This is a genomic window from Desulfovibrio sp. ZJ200 (assembly GCF_011039095.1).
GTDB lineage: Bacteria > Desulfobacterota > Desulfovibrionia > Desulfovibrionales > Desulfovibrionaceae > Desulfovibrio.
Map to the genome: position 1 here is coordinate 1 of NZ_JAAKEH010000056.1, position 15,921 is coordinate 15,921.

14 protein-coding genes and 1 rRNA gene are annotated in these 15,921 nt (G+C 61.9%); 14 read left to right on the plus strand and 1 reads right to left on the minus strand.

All coding sequences use genetic code 11. The annotated features are described in order from the left end of the window. The first annotated feature begins 518 nt into the window (after positions 1–518). On the plus strand, positions 519–941 hold the full coding sequence (locus tag G7Y52_RS12755; protein WP_165072503.1) for a peptidylprolyl isomerase: 423 nt from the start codon (positions 519–521) through the stop codon (positions 939–941). A 47-nt stretch (positions 942–988) separates the two neighbouring features. Beyond that, positions 989–3,181 (plus strand): glutamine synthetase III, encoded by a 2,193-nt coding sequence (locus G7Y52_RS12760; protein ID WP_165072505.1) that lies wholly within the window; start codon positions 989–991, stop codon positions 3,179–3,181. A gap of 128 nt (positions 3,182–3,309) precedes the next feature. Here G7Y52_RS12760 and G7Y52_RS12765 read toward each other — a convergent pair whose 3' ends face one another. Next, the gene (locus G7Y52_RS12765; protein ID WP_165072507.1) at positions 3,310–3,489 is read right to left on the minus strand and encodes a hypothetical protein; all 180 of its coding nucleotides are present in this window, start codon (positions 3,487–3,489) and stop codon (positions 3,310–3,312) included. Positions 3,490–3,912: 423 nt separating this feature from the next. Here G7Y52_RS12765 and G7Y52_RS12770 point away from each other — a divergent pair, with 423 nt between their 5' ends. The 12 genes from G7Y52_RS12770 to G7Y52_RS12825 all read left to right on the plus strand — a co-directional run. Beyond that, positions 3,913–5,373, plus strand: a complete 1,461-nt coding sequence (locus G7Y52_RS12770) for an anthranilate synthase component I family protein (protein WP_165072509.1) — start codon at positions 3,913–3,915, stop codon at positions 5,371–5,373. After that, positions 5,354–6,946 carry an anthranilate phosphoribosyltransferase gene (trpD, locus tag G7Y52_RS12775; protein ID WP_165072511.1) on the plus strand — a complete coding sequence of 531 codons (1,593 nt, stop codon included), beginning with the start codon at positions 5,354–5,356 and terminating at the stop codon, positions 6,944–6,946. Before G7Y52_RS12770 ends, trpD begins: the two co-directional genes overlap by 20 nt. Next, on the plus strand, positions 6,936–7,814 hold the full coding sequence (locus G7Y52_RS12780) for an indole-3-glycerol-phosphate synthase (RefSeq protein WP_165072513.1): 879 nt from the start codon (positions 6,936–6,938) through the stop codon (positions 7,812–7,814). Before trpD ends, G7Y52_RS12780 begins: the two co-directional genes overlap by 11 nt. Next, positions 7,808–8,449 carry a phosphoribosylanthranilate isomerase gene (locus G7Y52_RS12785; RefSeq protein ID WP_165072515.1) on the plus strand — a complete coding sequence of 214 codons (642 nt, stop codon included), beginning with the start codon at positions 7,808–7,810 and terminating at the stop codon, positions 8,447–8,449. The genes G7Y52_RS12780 and G7Y52_RS12785 overlap by 7 nt, the downstream gene beginning before the upstream one ends. 91 nt (positions 8,450–8,540) lie before the next feature. Then, entirely contained in the window at positions 8,541–9,734 is a 1,194-nt protein-coding gene (gene trpB, locus G7Y52_RS12790; protein WP_165072517.1) for a tryptophan synthase subunit beta, read from the plus strand. Between the two features lie 2 nt (positions 9,735–9,736). Then, entirely contained in the window at positions 9,737–10,504 is a 768-nt protein-coding gene (gene trpA, locus G7Y52_RS12795; RefSeq protein WP_165072519.1) for a tryptophan synthase subunit alpha, read from the plus strand. Between the two features lie 386 nt (positions 10,505–10,890). After that, on the plus strand, positions 10,891–11,175 hold the full coding sequence (locus G7Y52_RS12800; protein ID WP_165072521.1) for a DUF2325 domain-containing protein: 285 nt from the start codon (positions 10,891–10,893) through the stop codon (positions 11,173–11,175). A 134-nt stretch (positions 11,176–11,309) separates the two neighbouring features. Beyond that, positions 11,310–13,541 (plus strand): ferrous iron transport protein B, encoded by a 2,232-nt coding sequence (feoB, locus tag G7Y52_RS12805; RefSeq protein WP_165072524.1) that lies wholly within the window; start codon positions 11,310–11,312, stop codon positions 13,539–13,541. A gap of 308 nt (positions 13,542–13,849) precedes the next feature. Continuing rightward, positions 13,850–14,341 carry a thermonuclease family protein gene (locus G7Y52_RS12810; RefSeq protein ID WP_165072526.1) on the plus strand — a complete coding sequence of 164 codons (492 nt, stop codon included), beginning with the start codon at positions 13,850–13,852 and terminating at the stop codon, positions 14,339–14,341. 60 nt (positions 14,342–14,401) lie between these two features. Continuing rightward, a complete protein-coding gene (locus G7Y52_RS12815; RefSeq protein WP_165072528.1) occupies positions 14,402–14,827 on the plus strand; it encodes a hypothetical protein in 426 nt (141 codons plus the stop codon). 2 nt (positions 14,828–14,829) lie between these two features. Further along, entirely contained in the window at positions 14,830–15,390 is a 561-nt protein-coding gene (locus G7Y52_RS12820; RefSeq protein WP_165072530.1) for an exonuclease domain-containing protein, read from the plus strand. Positions 15,391–15,782: 392 nt separating this feature from the next. Next, a 16S ribosomal RNA gene (locus tag G7Y52_RS12825) occupies positions 15,783–15,921 on the plus strand; the annotation flags it as partial.

The window sequence follows — 15,921 nt, forward strand, 5'->3', positions numbered from 1 at the left end:
GAAATTGCTCTGGCGGCCGCGGGAGCGGACGCCCGCGCCGAATGAGCGTCCAGACCGCGTTCTGGACGCGAAATGATGGCAGCGCCGCTTTTGAAATTGAATAATTTCAAAAGCAAAATGCTCTAGAAGCTCTCTCCACATTGAGGAGTTTTACCCTTTCAGCAGGGAAAGCAAGCTGGTCGCAAAGGGAGCGCACTCTACGGCATTTTATGCGGCAGCCCTGCGCGCAACGGTATGCCGCATTGACATTAGACCCGCGCCGTGTTCTCTTGCGAAGCGGCTGCACGGGCAAAAAACCGCTGCCGCGCAGCAGGGAATATGTTCAAAAAGCTGCTGTCGCGCTGGCATTCTGCTTCTGCTGTTTTGGCACAGCCGCCAACGGCTGACGCTCGCGGGCGGGCATGGCTTCGCCCTGCCAGAGCGTTTAGCTGCTTTCATTAGCAAAACGCGCTAACAATAACATCTGTGCTTCGGCACAGACCATAATACGGTGTTGCGGCACTGAGAACGGAGTTTTTATGGCCATCAGGAAAGGTGATACGGTTCGCGTGCATTATACGGGCACGCTTGCCGACGGGACGGTGTTTGATTCTTCCAAAGAGCGTGAGCCCCTGGAGTTTACCTTGGGCAAAGGCATGCTGATCCCGGGCTTCGAGGCGGCCGTGGAAGGGCGTGAGGCAGGCGACACCGTTACAGTGACGATTCCGGCGGATCAGGCCTACGGGGATGTGGATCCCGAGCTGATTTTCACGGTGCCGCGCGCGCAGGTGCCTGAGCACATTCCCCAGGAAGTGGGCGTGCCGCTGCAACTTTCCAACGAGCAGGGCCAGATGGACGTGACCATCGCCGAAGTGGGCGACGATGAAATCACGCTGGACGCCAATCATCCGCTGGCGGGCAAGGAATTGACTTTTGAAATAGAGATTGTGGACGTAAAGTAGCCCTGATTTCGCCCGGTTTTGAGCAGAATTTTGCGCAAGGAGCGTTCATGAGCAGCAATAATGCCCGCAATAATGCCATTCAGGCCATCACCACATACAAGCCGGAAGCGGCGCCGCTGAACTTCGCGGATACCAGGCCCACGGATATTTTCGGCAGCAATGTCTTCAGCGACAGGGTGATGCGCGAGCGCCTGCCCAAGGCCGTGTATAAATCGCTGCGCAAGACCATCGAGTTCGGCGAGCGCATGGAGCCTTCCATAGCCGACACCGTGGCCGCGGTCATGAAAGACTGGGCCATTGAAAAAGGCGCGACCCATTTCACCCATATTTTTTACCCGCTGACCGGGCAAACCGCGGAAAAGCACGACAGCTTCCTGATGCCCGACGGCACGGGCGGCGTGATTGCGGAGTTTTCCGGCTCCATGTTGATCCGGGGCGAGCCGGACGCCTCTTCCTTTCCTTCCGGGGGCCTGCGCTCCACCTTCGAGGCGCGCGGCTACACGGCCTGGGACGTGACCAGCCCGGCCTACATCATGGAAAATCCCAACGGCACCTTTTTGTGCATACCCACCATGTTCCTCTCCTGGACGGGCGTGGCCCTGGACAAAAAAACGCCGCTGCTGCGCTCCGGGCAGGCCCTGAATCGCGAGGCCCAGCGCGTGCTGGCGCTCTTCAACATCCACACGGATTTGCCGGTTATCTCCTATGCGGGTCTGGAGCAGGAATACTTTCTCATTGACAATAACTTCAATTTCGCCCGACCTGATCTTCAGGTGGCCGGCCGTTCGCTGTTCGGCGCGCGCCCGGCCAAAGGGCAGGAATTCAGCGACCAGTATTTCGGGGTCATCCCCCAGCGCGTGCTCTCCTGCATGATGGAAGTGGAGCGCGAGCTGTACAAGCTGGGCGTGCCCGTGCGCACCCGCCATAACGAGGCGGCCCCCAGCCAGTATGAGATCGCGCCGCTCTACGAGCCGAGCAATCTGGCCGTGGATCACAATCACATCATCATGTCCACGCTGCGCAATGTGGCCAAGCGTTACGGGCTCAAATGCCTTTTGCACGAAAAGCCCTTCAGCGGCATCAACGGCTCGGGCAAGCACGTCAATTATTCCATTGGCAACGCCGAGCTGGGCACGCTCTTTGATCCCGGCGAGACGCCGCACGCCAATGCCAAGTTTCTGGTATTCTGCTCGGCCATGATCCGCGCCGTGCACAAGTACGGGGGCCTGTTGCGGACAACCGTGGCCAGCGCCGGCAACGATCACCGCCTGGGAGCGCACGAGGCGCCGCCCGCGATCATGTCAATCTTTCTGGGCGATCAGCTCACCGAGGTTCTTGAAGCCTTCCGGGCCGGGCGGGCTGGCGACGCGGCAGGCGGCGGAAGCGGCCGGGTCATGAATGTGGGGGTGGACACCCTGCCGCCCCTGCCCACGGACCCCGGCGACCGCAACCGCACCAGCCCCGTGGCCTTCACCGGCAACCGCTTTGAATTCCGGGCCGTGGGCTCCAGCCAGTCGGCCGCCGGCTCGATCACCGCGCTCAACGCCATGATGGCCGACTCCCTGGGTTTTGCCGCGGACTGGCTGGAAAAGGAACTCAAAGCGGGCAAGCCGTTCAATGCCGCTGTGCAATCCTTTATTGAGCATGTCATTGACGAGCACAGCGCGGTGATCTTCAATGGCGACGGCTATTCGGAGATCTGGCACAAGGAAGCCCGGCGGCGCGGCCTGCCGGATCTGCGCAATACCCCGGAGGCCCTGCCCGAGCTGACCCGGCCGGAGGTCATTGACCTCTATGAGCGCCAGGGCATCCTGAAGCGGGCCGAGCTCAAGGCCCGCCAGGACATTTATCTGGAACAGTACTGCAAGACCGTGCGCACCGAGGCCAACCTGGTGATCCGCATGGCGCGCACGATCATCTTCCCGGCGGGCATGCGCTATCAGGGCGAGCTGGCGGGCACGGCCGCGCAAATGCAGGCCATCGGCAAAGAGTTCAGGACCCTGACCCTGGACGAAGTCACCACGCATCTGCGCGCCCTGCAGGCGGCCACCGCCAGGCTCGAAGAAATCCTCGCCGATGTGGCCGCCCAGGGCGAAGGCCTTGAGGCGGCCCGACGGTATTGCGCGGAAGTGCTGCCTGCGATGGGCGAAGTCCGTTGCTGCGCGGATCTTCTGGAAACCCGCGTGGCTGATGATTTGTGGGCCTTGCCCAACTATCAGGAGATTTTGTTCGGCAAATAGAGCGTTTTGCTCATGAAATGAGCTAAACGCTCTGGCGACAGCGTTAGCTGGCGCCCGCGCCGAATGAGCGTCCAGACCGCGGTCTGGACGCGAAATGATGGCAGCGAAGTGATTGAAAATGGATATTTTCAATCACAAAATACTCTAGAGGAGATTACCTTTGACTTTTTATGAAAGTCAAAGGTGGCATTCAGGCGAAAAACGCGGTTTTCGCCTGAATGTACGCCGCGTTGCGGCGGCTGCCGCTTTCGCGTCAGCAGAGCATTTTCAAAGTGAAAATGCTCTGGGCGACAGGCCCGCGCTGTCATCTCCCGCCCGGAGGGATTTTTCTTTTTCCGGGCGCAGGCCCGGCATACGCCCTTGACACAGTGCGGCTGTCTGTGTAGGTTTTGAAAAAACAACGAACCCGGATAAGGATTTTTTATGCACGTTTTCCCGACCGCCTTCTTTGCCGACAGCGTTATGGGCTGGTGGTGGCGCAGGCAGATGCGTGGGGGAGACGTGCGGGCATAAGAAATCCGTTCGTTTCGGTCAGCTTTTGCAAGCGCCGTCTCCCTGTGGGACGGCGCTTTTTTATGTCTTGCGGCATGAGAGCCTTTCTGCGGGCAACGCTCTGCCGGGGCGAAGGCATACAGCGCGGCAAGGCGAGGAGTGCACAGGCCGTTTGTGGGCGGAACGCAGTTCCAAGCACCGCCTCTTGCAACATACATCTACTCATAAGGATGTGGAGGATGGAAACAAACACAATCGCACGGTCGCGGCTGACCCTGCAACAATCCGCCCGCTGGCTTCCGGCGGACATGGATACGCCGATCAGCCTGTTCATGGGCATGGCGGGCGCGGGCAACGGCATTTTGCTGGAAAGCGCCGAAGTGGACGGCCGCTGGGGCCGGTACAGCATCCTGGCCTGCGACATGGCCCTGTTCATATCCTGCCGGGACGGCAAGCTGGCCCTGCGCGTGGAAAGCCCAGGCCTCGCGCCGCTGGCTGATCTGGAGGGCCTGCCCTTTGTGCCGGGCCTGCGCGAGCTGATGCGTTGTCTGCATCTGCTGCCGCCGGAAAATGTCCGGGATCTGCCGCCGATCACCCGCGCCCTGTACGGCTGCCTGGGCTTCGGCATGGCCGGGCTGTTCAATCCCAAGCTGGCCGGGATCATGCCGCCTGAAGAGGCCGACTGCCTTCTGGCCCTGCCCGGCACGGTGCTGGTTTTCGATCATCTGTACAACCGGCTCTGCCAGGTAAGCCTGGGCGAGCACCGGGATCTGCGCAGCGCCCGTCAGGCCGCCGGACCCGCAACCGGCAAAGAGCCGGGTCAGAGCGAGACTTTTGCGCCGGATCAAATCCTGGCCGAGCCGGATGAAGCGGGCTACAAGAGCCGCGTGGAGCAGATCAAGGAAATGCTGCGCCAGGGCGAGGCCATTCAGGTGGTGCCCTCGGTGCGCTTTTCAACGCCTTTTGCGGGCGATCCCTTTGCGCTGTACCGCCGCATGCGGCGTTTCAACGCTTCGCCCTATATGTTTTACATGCGCTTCCCGGAGCTGACCCTGTTCGGCTCTTCGCCGGAGGTCATGGTGTGCTGCACGGAAGGGCGTTTGCAGCTTTCCCCCATTGCAGGCACGCGGCGCCGGGGCAGGGATGATCTGGAAGACGCCCGTCTGGCCGCGGAACTGCGCGACGATCCCAAAGAGCGCGCCGAGCATGTGATGCTGGTGGATCTGGGCCGCAATGACCTGGGCCGGGTGGCCAGGCCGGGCAGCGTCAATCTGGAGCGGTACATGGAAGTGGAACGCTTTTCCCATGTCATGCACCTGACCAGCCGGGTCACGGCGCGGCTGGCCGACGGCCTGGACGCCCTGGACGTGCTGGCCGCCGCGTTTCCGGCGGGCACGGTTTCCGGCGCGCCCAAAACGCGGGCCCTGGAGATCATCCGCGAGCTGGAAGGCCGGCCGCGCGGCCCGTACGCGGGCTGCATCGGCTGGCTGGGCCTGGACAAGGCCAGCGTGAATCTGAACACAGGCATCACCATCCGCAGCATGTGGCTGCGCGACGGCAGATTGTTCTGGCAGGCGGGCGGCGGCATTGTTCATGACTCCGATCCCGAACTGGAATGGAAGGAAGTGTGCAACAAATCAGCCATCATGCGCCTGGCGCTGCGAGCGGAGGACGAAGAATATGTTTCTGCTCATCGATAATTACGATTCCTTCACCTATAATCTGGTGCAGGCCTTTTACGCTCTGGGGCATGAGCCGCGCGTCCTGCGCAATGACGACCCTGCGGTGCTGGAGGCTGCGGTTGATCCGGAGCTGAAAATGGTCTGCATTTCTCCCGGGCCCGGCCATCCGGCCAGGGCCGGGCTCTGCCCGGAATTTCTGAACCGCCTTGATCCGCGCATCCCGGTGCTCGGCGTCTGCCTGGGGCATCAGCTCCTGGGCCTGCACGCCGGGGCCAGGGTGGACATAGGCCCCTGCATCATGCACGGCAAGCAGTCGGAAATCGTGCATGACGGCACGGGCCTGTTCAGCGGCCTGCCCAACCCCATGCGCGTGGGCCGGTATCATTCCCTGGTGGTGCGCGCCGACGAGGACGCCGCCAACCCGCGCTTCAGCGTGACAGCGCGCGCTCCGGAAGGCGAGGTCATGGCCCTGCGCTACACAGATCGCCCCTGGGTGGGCGTGCAGTTTCACCCCGAATCCGTGCTCACCCCCGACGGCCTGCGCCTGCTGGGCAATTTTCCGCAGGCGGTGCTGAGCACGGATAGCGGGGCCGCGGACCTCGCGGGCACTCTGGAGCGCCTGGCCCGCAGGGAGGATCTCACGGCTGAAATGGCCTCCGCGGCTTTTGCCGCGCTGATGGACGGCAAAATGACCCCGGCCCAGGCGGGCGCTTTTCTGATGGGCCTGCGCATGAAGGGCGAAAGCGCCCTGGAGCTGGCCCATGCCACGCGCGCGGCCCTGGCCCGGGCCGTGCGCGTGGACGGCATTTCCGGCATCAGCATCGACGTGGTGGGCACGGGCGGCGACGGCCGCAACTCCTTCAACTGTTCCACGGCCACCTCCCTGGTGCTGGCGGGCATGGGCTACAAAGTGGTCAAGCACGGCAACCGGGCCGTCTCCTCCAAGTGCGGCAGCGCCGATGCCCTGGAAGCCCTGGGCATTGCTCTGGACAAAAATCCTGCTTCTGTGGCCGAAATGGTGCGGCGGCGCAATTTCGCCTTTCTTTTTGCGCCCTATTTTCATCCGGCCTTCAAAAATATCGGCCCCTTGCGCAAAGAACTGGGGGTGCGTACGCTCTTCAATATCCTGGGCCCCATGATCAATCCCGCGCGCCCGAGCCATCTGCTCATGGGCGTGGCCCGGCCCGAACTGGTGCCCCTGGCGGCCGAGACATTGATCCAGTCGCCTCTGTACCGGGCGGCCGTGGTGTGCGGCGCGGGCGGCTATGATGAAGTGACGCCCCTGGGGCCGGCGCAAATCGCGCTGCTGCATGACGGCGCCATCAGCCCTCTGGCGCTGGACCCGGCGGATTTCGGCATCCGGCCCTGCGCGCCCGAAGATCTGGCCGTGCACAGCAAGGAAGAAGCCGTGGCCGTGCTCAAAGACATACTTGACGGCAACGGCTCCAGAGCCATGCTGGACATGGTGACGCTCAACGTGGGCTTGTCCCTCTATCTTCTGGAGGAAGATTGGGACATGGCCTTGTGCATGGCCCGCGCCCGGGAGGCGGTCAGCGGCGGCCTGGGCAGGAAGGTGCTGCATGCGGCTTGAGCGTTTTTACACGGCCAAGCAGGCTGAGGTGCACGCCTTGCGCCGGGCGGCCGAGCAGGGAAAACTGCCCGCGCCTCTGGCCGCCCCTCGCCCGGATTTTGCGCAAGCCCTGCTCACGGCCCGGCCCGCGGCGCAAGGCCGGTCAGCAGGCGGAAAAGCCCCGCTGGCCGTGATCGCGGAATACAAGCGGGCCTCGCCTTCGCGCGGCGTGATCTGCCAATCCCTGAGCGTGGAAGAGGCCGTGCGCCAGTACGCCGGGGCCGGAGCTTCGGCCTTGTCCATTCTCACGGAAGAAAGGCATTTTCACGGCCGCCTGGATTTTCTGGAACGGGCCGCCGCGCCCGAGCTTTACCGGCAGGGCCCTCTGCCCCTGCTGCGCAAGGATTTTATTTTTGATCCCCTGCAGGTGCGCGCCACGGCGGCCACTCCGGCGTCAGCCCTTCTGCTGATTGTGCGTCTGACGCCCAATGCCGCGCTGTTGCGGCAGTTGCGCGAAACGGCCGAAAGCCTGGGCATGCAGGCTGTGGTGGAAATTTTCGACGCGGAAGATCTGCAGATGGCGCGTGAAAGCGGCGCGCGGATTATCCAGGTCAACGCCAGGGATCTGCAAACCTTTGCCGTGGACCGCGCGGCCTGTCTGGCCCTGGCCCGGGCCTGGCCGCCCGGGCCGCATGAAATATGGGTGGCGGCCAGCGGCATCAGCCGCTATGAACATCTGCGCGAGGCGGCCGAGGCCGGGTACAGGGCCGCCCTGGTGGGCAGCGCCCTCATGGAAAACGGCAGGCCGGGGGCCGCGCTTTCCGCCCTGCTTTCCGGGCCGGATGCCGGGCCGGAGACGAGAGCGCAATCAAGGGAGCAGCCATGCTGATCAAAATCTGCGGTCTGACCCGGCAGGAGGATCTGGACCTTGCAAGCCGCCTGGGCGTGCAATTCTGCGGTTTTATTTTTCACCCCAAAAGCCCGCGCTGCATAGCGCCGGAGCAGGCCGCCCGTCTTGAGAGCGGCTCCATGCGCCGGGTAGGCGTGTTTGTGGAACAGGAGGCTGAGGAAATCCGGCAGATTATGCGGGCCGCGCGCCTGGATCTGGCCCAGCTCCACGGCGGGCAGAGCCTGGAGTGCGCGCTGGCTGTGGGCGCGGAGCGGGTGATACGGGTGATCTGGCCGGATCGCTACACGCATCGGGCTGTTTTGCATGCTGAACTGCTGCAGCACGCCCGGGCCTGCGCCTTTTATCTGCTGGATGCGGGCACGGCCGGAGGCGGCAGCGGCAGACGGCTGGAGTGGCAGGATTTGTCGGGCTTGCGGCCGCCGCGGCCCTGGCTGCTGGCCGGGGGCCTTGGCGCGGACAACGTGCGGCAGGCCCTGCGTCAGTGCGCGCCCGGCGGCGTGGACTTCAATTCCGGCATTGAGGATGCGCCGGGCCTGAAAAATGCGCAAAAACTTCAGGCGGCCGTGGCGGCCGCGCTCAAGGCCGGTGGCAGGGGCGCGGATTCGACTGCCTGAGCCTTTGAAAAAACGCAGGCTTTCAAAGGCTGTCTGTTGCGGTTGCGGCTTCCGCGCACGCGTTCATGGAACAATTTTTTGGGGAGCTCTTATGAAAAACAGGTACTTCGGGGAATTTGGGGGTTGCTTTGTGCCCGAACTGCTCATGCCGCCGCTTCTGGAAGTGGAAGCGGCCATGCGCGATGTCCTGCCCACGCCCGCGTTTCAGGCCGAGCTGGACGATCTGCTGCGCAACTACGCGGGCCGCCCCACGCCTCTGACGCATTGCCCCACGCTTTCGCGGGAGCTGGGCTTCAATCTCTGGCTCAAGCGCGAGGATTTGCTGCATACCGGGGCGCACAAGGTCAATAACACGCTGGGCCAGGCTCTGCTGGCCAGGTATATGGGCAAAACCGCCCTGGTGGCGGAAACCGGGGCGGGCCAGCACGGCGTCGCCACGGCCGCGGCTGCCGCGCGCCTGGGTCTGGCCTGCACGGTGTACATGGGCGGCGAGGATGTGGAACGCCAGGCGTCCAACGTGATGCGCATGAAGCTGCTCGGCGCCCGGGTGCATGCGGTGCAGAGCGGCACCCGCACGCTCAAGGACGCCATCAACGAGGCCTTGCGGGCCTGGATTTCCTGCCAGCAGAACACGCACTACTGTTTTGGCACGGCCGCCGGGCCGCATCCCTTCCCGACCCTGGTCCGTCTGCTGCAAAGTGTCATCGGCAAGGAAACCCGCGCCCAGATCCTGGAAAAAACCGGCAAACTGCCGGATGTGGTGGTGGCCTGCGTGGGCGGCGGCTCCAACGCCATCGGCATGTTCCATCCTTTTCTTGAGGATGGGGGCGTGCGGATCATCGGGGTGGAGGCCGCAGGCACCGGCGAGCCGGGCTGCTTCAACTCCGCGCCTTTGAACCTGGGCGCGCCCGGCGTGCTGCACGGCAATTACAGCATGCTGCTCCAGAATAACGACGGCCAGATCGAGCCTTCGCATTCCATTTCCGCTGGCCTGGATTATCCCGGGGTGGGCCCTGAGCACGCCTTTTTGCACAAGAGCGGGCGCGTGCAGTACGGCATGGTCAAGGACGCCAATGCTCTGGCCGCATTCCAGCGGCTTTGCCGGGCCGAAGGCATTCTGCCCGCCCTGGAGTCCTCGCACGCTCTGGCCTGGGTTCTGGATCATCCGCAGGAATTCGCGCCCGGCAGTCATGTGGTGGTCAACCTCTCCGGCCGGGGCGACAAAGATATGGACATCATCCGCAAGGAGCTGGAACGGAACATCCCGGCCAGGGAAGAGGTGTAATCATGCATATTCTCGAAGAAAAAATCCGCAAGGCAACGGCTGCCGGGCGTCCGGCCCTGATCCCCTTTCTGACCGCGGGTTTTCCCGACCGCGCGCTTTTCTGGCCCACACTGATGGAACTGGACGAAAACGGCGCGGACATCATTGAAATCGGCGTGCCGTTTTCCGATCCTGTGGCTGACGGCCCGGTGGTGGAGGAAGCCTCGCGCCGCGCGCTCAGCGACGGCGTCAACCTCCGGGACATCCTGCGGGAACTTGTGGAGCGCAGGGGCTTGATCAAGGCCGGCGTGGTGCTCATGGGCTATCTCAATCCCTTTTTGCAGTACGGCCTGGAAAATCTGGCCCGGGATGCGGAAAAGGGCGGGGTGCACGGCCTTATCGTGCCGGATCTGCCGTTTGAGGAATCCGCGCCCCTGCGCGCCGCGCTCAAAGCGCGGGGCATTGCCCTGATTCCGCTGGTGGGGCCCAATACGAGCACGGAACGCATGCTGTTATATGCCGCGGAGAGCCAAGGCTACGCCTATGTGGTCTCGGTCATGGGCATTACAGGCGAACGCGCGGATCTGGCGCCGCAGGTGGCGGCCACCATGAGCCGCGCTCGCGCGGCCTTTTCCCTGCCCCTGGCTTTGGGCTTCGGCCTGCGCGAACCCGCGCAACTGGCCGCCTTGCCGCCTGAAGCCCGGCCCGATGCGGTTGTTTTTGGCAGCGCGCTCCTGAAACATCTGGATAACGGCGGCAGGGCGGAGGAGTTCCTGGCGCGCTGGAAATAGAGCATTTTCTCTTTGAAAATGCTCTGCTGACGCGAAAGCGGCAGCCGCCGCAACGCGGCGTACATTCAGGCGAAAACCGCGTTTTCGCCTGAATGCCACCTTTGACTTTCATAAAAAGTCAAAGGTAATCTGCTCCAGCGCGTTTTTTCAGACGCCGCAGGCAGGCCCGCATCCCTCTGGAGGATGCGGGCCTGACGTTTCTCCTGCCCGTCTGCCGCGGGCTGCGCGAGGCCTGATGCCGTGCGTCCGTAACGGCCTGTGCCGGGAAAGTGAAGAAAAATATATTGACATTGAAATTCGTTTTCGTTTAAAAGAAAGGCCAGCCATCTGAGAGAACGGCTTCCCCGCCACGGGGTCCGCGGGAAGCCTCAACGCAGGAGGAAATTATGTGCGTTACCTTGATCGGCGGCATGGACAGGCTGAAGCAGGACTATATTGCGGCTGCCAGGGAAAAAGGCCACAGCCTTACCTGCATCAGCCGCAATGAGCGGAATTTCATGCACAGAATCGGCAATCCCGACGCAGTGATCGTCTTCACCAACAAGGTTTCCCATGAGGCCAGGCGCAAGGCCGTGCAACTGGCCCGATCGCGCAACATTCCTCTTCATCTGCTGCATTCCTGCGGCGTTTCCTCGCTGCGGGATTGTTTGCGTTCCGCATCATCAGCTTGACATTTTCTGAGCAAGCTTCTATTTTTTTTCGGAATTGAATTTCGTTTTTATAGAGTGGCGTTACTGAGGACACTTTCGGCTCGCGGGGGAAGGTCGGGCATGGTCTTCATGTGCGTCGCAACGGAGGTTTTTGCATGAGCGCGGTCAGGCAGTTCGACACTGGTGAAGATGTTCACAGCCGCGAGGGGCAGGGCGTGCGCATTGCCCTGGCAGGCAATCCCAATTGCGGCAAGACTACGGTTTTCAATGGCTATACCGGCGCGCGCCAGCATGTGGGCAATTATCCGGGCGTCACTGTGGACAGGAAGGAGGGCCACATTCATTGCAACGGCGTGGCCGTAACCCTGGTGGACTTGCCGGGCACCTATTCGCTTGCCGCCTATTCCCAGGAAGAGCTTGTGGCCCGTCGCGAGCTTGCGGGCGGCAATGTGCAGGCCGTCATTGATATTGTGGAAGCCTCGGCCCTGGAGCGCAATCTTTTGCTGGCCGTGCAGATGCTTGAAATGGGCATTCCGGTGGTAGTGGGCTGCAATATGATGGACGAAGCCCGCGCGGCAGGCATTCACATCGACATTGAGCGCCTGAGCCGGCTCTTGCACACGCCGGTGGTGGCTATGGTGGGGCGCACGGGCGAAGGGCTTCAGGAAGCCCTCAACGCGGCTGTGGATCTGGCCCGCGCCGGAAAATGCGAGCCCTTGCGCCTTTCCTACGGCACGGACCTGGATGGGGCGCTGGCTGAGATGGAAAAGAAAATTGTTGATGCCGGGCTGCTTGCGGGACGTTACCATCCGCGCTGGACAGCCGTGAAACTGCTTGAAGGCGACGAGGAAATCCGCAGGGAAGCTGCGGAGACCGATGCCAGGACCACGGCGGCGCTGGATGCCATCCGCAAAAAGGTTGCCGAACATGTGCGCGGCACGCTCAACGCCAACATGGAAGCAATTATCACGGACTACCGCTACGGCTATATCCGCGGCCTGCTGCGTGACGGCATCATGCGCCAGGACCCCGGCAAGGATCGTCTGGCGCTTACCGATAAACTGGACAAAGTGCTCACCAATACCTTCCTGGGGCCGCTGATCATGATCGGCGCGCTCTTTCTCGTCTTTCAGCTCACCTTTGTCCTGGGCGCCTATCCCCAGGGCTGGATAGAGGACGGCTTCGGCTGGCTGGGAGGGTTTTTTGACGCTGTCCTGCCGGACGGACCCGCGAAATCCCTGATTGTGGACGGCCTGATCGCGGGCGTGGGCGGCGTGGTCAGCTTTGTGCCCCTGATTCTGATCATGTTCGCCTTGATCTCCTTTATGGAAGACAGCGGCTATATGGCGCGCGTGGCCTATATGATGGATCGCATTTTCCGCTTTTTCGGCCTGCACGGCGCCTCGGTGATGCCGTACATCATTTCCGGGGGCATTGCCGGCGGCTGCGCCATCCCCGGAGTCATGGCCACGCGCACGCTGCGCAGCCCCAAGGAAAAGCTGGCCACCTTGCTGACCCTGCCGTACATGGCCTGCGGGGCCAAGCTGCCGGTCTTTTTACTGCTGGCCGGGGCCTTTTTCCCGGACAACGCGGCCCTGATCATGTTTTTGGTCATGCTGGCCGGATGGGTCGCGGCCCTGCTGGTGGCGCGCCTGCTGCGATCCTCCATCGTCAAGGGCCAGGCCACGCCTTTTGTCATGGAACTGCCGCCGTACCGCCTGCCCACCCTGTTCAGCCTTCTCCTGCATTGCTGGGAGCGCGCCTGGATGTATTTGAAAAAGGCGGGCACTGTGCTGGTGGCCATTTCCATAGTGATTTGGGCTTCCATGACCTTTCCCGCCCTTGATCCGCAGCTTGCCGCGCCCTATGAGCAGAGGATCGACGCTCTGACAAAACAGGCGGAAGCCCTGCCCCGGGATTCCGCCGAGCGAAAGGCTCTGGAAGATGCATTGGGCCAGGCCAAAGCTGATCTGAGCGAAGAGGAACTTGCGTATTCCATCGCGGGACGTCTGGGCAGATTCGTAGAGCCGGTGACGCGCCCCGCGGGTTTCGACTGGCGCACGGACATCGCCTTGCTGGCGGGCATTGCGGCCAAGGAAGCCGTGGTGGCCACAATGGGCACGGCCTATTCCCTGGGCGAAGTGGATGCCGAGGAGGCGGAGCCTCTGGCCGAAAGGCTTAAGGCCGACAGCTCCTGGTTCAAGGCCACAGCCCTCTCGCTGATGCTTTTTGTCTTGCTCTATTCGCCCTGCTTTGTGGCTTTGGTAGTCATCCGGCAAGAGGCCGGAAGCTGGGCTTGGGTGGCGTTCAGCATACTGTTCAACACGGCCCTGGCCTATGCTGTGGCTGTGGCGGCTTATCAGGCAGGCCGCGCGGTCTGGGGCTAGAGCGTTTTGCTAATGAAATTAGCTAAACGCTCTGGCGCCAGCTAACGCTGTCGCCAGAGCAATTTCAAAGTGAAATTTCTCTAGAATCCCAAAGGTAATCTGCTCGAAGCCGCGCCGAAAAAAAGCTCTGTTCCTCGTGTCCTTCCCGCGCCGCTCCGCCTTGACAAAGGCTGGACGGCGCGGGCATTATTTATACGGTAAAAGTTTTTTCCGGCGCAGAGACCAGAGCCCGGCCTGCCGGACGCCCCCGCGGCTTTTTTCCCGGCAGGCCGGGAGCATTGCAAATCATGGAGAGAGGGGGAGGGCAGATGAACCAGCGCGCCGCCCTTGTTCTGGGCCTGCTTTTGCTTTTCTCGTTTGGGTTCTGCCCCGCTGTTCATGCCTGGGATGCTTATGTGGTGCGGGTGGAAGACGGCACGACAATTTCCGTCTGCGAAAAACGCGGCAAGGACGAGCCCGTCGTTATTCTTCGGTTTTACGGCATTGACGCTCCTGCCCTGACGCAGCCCTATGGCCGCGAGGCGCGGGATTATCTGCTCAAGCTCATGCCCAGGGGGACAAAGATAGGCGTCGATTCCGTGGGCGAGGACGCGCATGGCGCTGTGAAGGCACTGGTGCAGGTGAACGGGGCCTCGGTTACATATCAGTTGCTGGCTGAAGGTTTGGCTTGGGTAAACCGCTCGACCTGCAAGGCCATGTTCTGCCGCCGCTGGTATATTCAGGAACATCAGGCAGTGGTGAACAGGCGCGGTCTGTGGAGCTTGAACATGAGCACGCCGCCCTGGCAGTGGAGCCGCTAGTTTAGCTCATTGGGCCGCAAGCGTTGTTATACACATTATTGGGAGAGCAAAGGAGCCGATATGAGCATTTCCTGTCCACAGGCAGTACAGGATTTTCTGGACAATTGGCGCCAGGACCCGCTACAGGCCAAAAAGGCCTTTACGGATTTTCAGAGCTTTCTTGCAAGCCGTCCCGGCGTGAGTCTGGACTTCAAGGCCCGGCCCGGGGTCAGTTATTCTTTGCGCGCCAGGCATGAATCCCAGCAAAAGCGCGAGCTTTTCGTACTGGTGGACGTGGTGGATGACGAGCCGGAAAGCCGCTGGCTGTCCGTGTGCTTTTACGCCGATATGATCACAGATCCCGACGAGTTGGGGGATTATGTTCCCGAAGGGCTGATGGGCGAGGACGCCTGTTGCTTCAACCTGGATGGGGATGATCCGGACATGCGCGGCTATATTGCCGCCCGTCTGGCGGAAGCCGCCAGGGCCGCTGCTGCCGGGGCATGACCATGCGGACGGAAAAGGCGGCCGCTCCGCCTGCCGGGCGCGATCCGGGCCGCTGCTATGTGGCCATAGATTTTGAAACAGCCGGTTATTCCGGGAACAGCGCCTGCGCCGTGGGACTGGCACGCATTGAAAACGACCGCCTCGCCGGGAGTTTCTATCAATTGCTGCGGCCGCCGTCTTCCCGCGTGCTGTTTACGGAAATTCACGGCCTGACGTGGGCCATGCTCAAGGATGCGCCCACATTTGCCGAGATCTGGCCGGAATGCAGCGCTTTTCTGGAAGGCGCGCACTACCTGCTGGCGCACAATGCCGCATTTGACCGGCGGGTGCTCCAGGCCTCATGCCGGGCGGCGGGTCTGCCCGCGCCCGAGCAGCCCTTTCTGTGCACCCTCAGGGGTTCCCGGCGCAGCCTGCCGCTGCCTTCGAAAAAGCTTGACCGGGTCTGCGAGTATTTCGGCATTGCGCTTACGCATCACCATGCGGCTTCCGACGCGGCGGCCTGCGCGGAAATCTACCTGCGTTTGCGGGCCCTGGGCGTCACGGACAATCAGATGCTCCTTTGATCAGCGCCCGGCACGATTCGGGAAAAGTCCCGCTGTTTTTGGTTTTTCTTCGTCGATGGCAGGTGACGCGCTTCAATAATTTTAGAACAATATAAAGCAGTTAGCCATAGATCTCAAAAAAAGCGCGGAATGGGTTGACAGGCCAGTGGAAAATGCCTATGTTACATTTTCGTAACAATCGAGTCCGGCACAAGACGGCGAAAAGAAATTTTCCGCCTGAGAAAAAAATGTGTTGACAGCTTGTTGTGGATGGTGCATAAGTCTGCACCGCGCCGCTGGAAAGCGGCAGGGGGGAGCCCCCCCGGTGGTTCATTGACAAGTGAATAGCGAGTGGGAAGAAAGAGTCTTTGAGATTCTGATTTCTGCGAAAGCGGGAATCTAAGTGCAGATTTGAACTGGAGAGTTTGATTCTGGCTCAGATTGAACGCTGGCGGCGTGCTTAACACATGCAAGTCGAACGCGAAAGGGGCTTCGGCCCTGAGTAGAGTGGCGCACGGGTGAGTAACGCGTGGATAATCTGCCTTCATGACC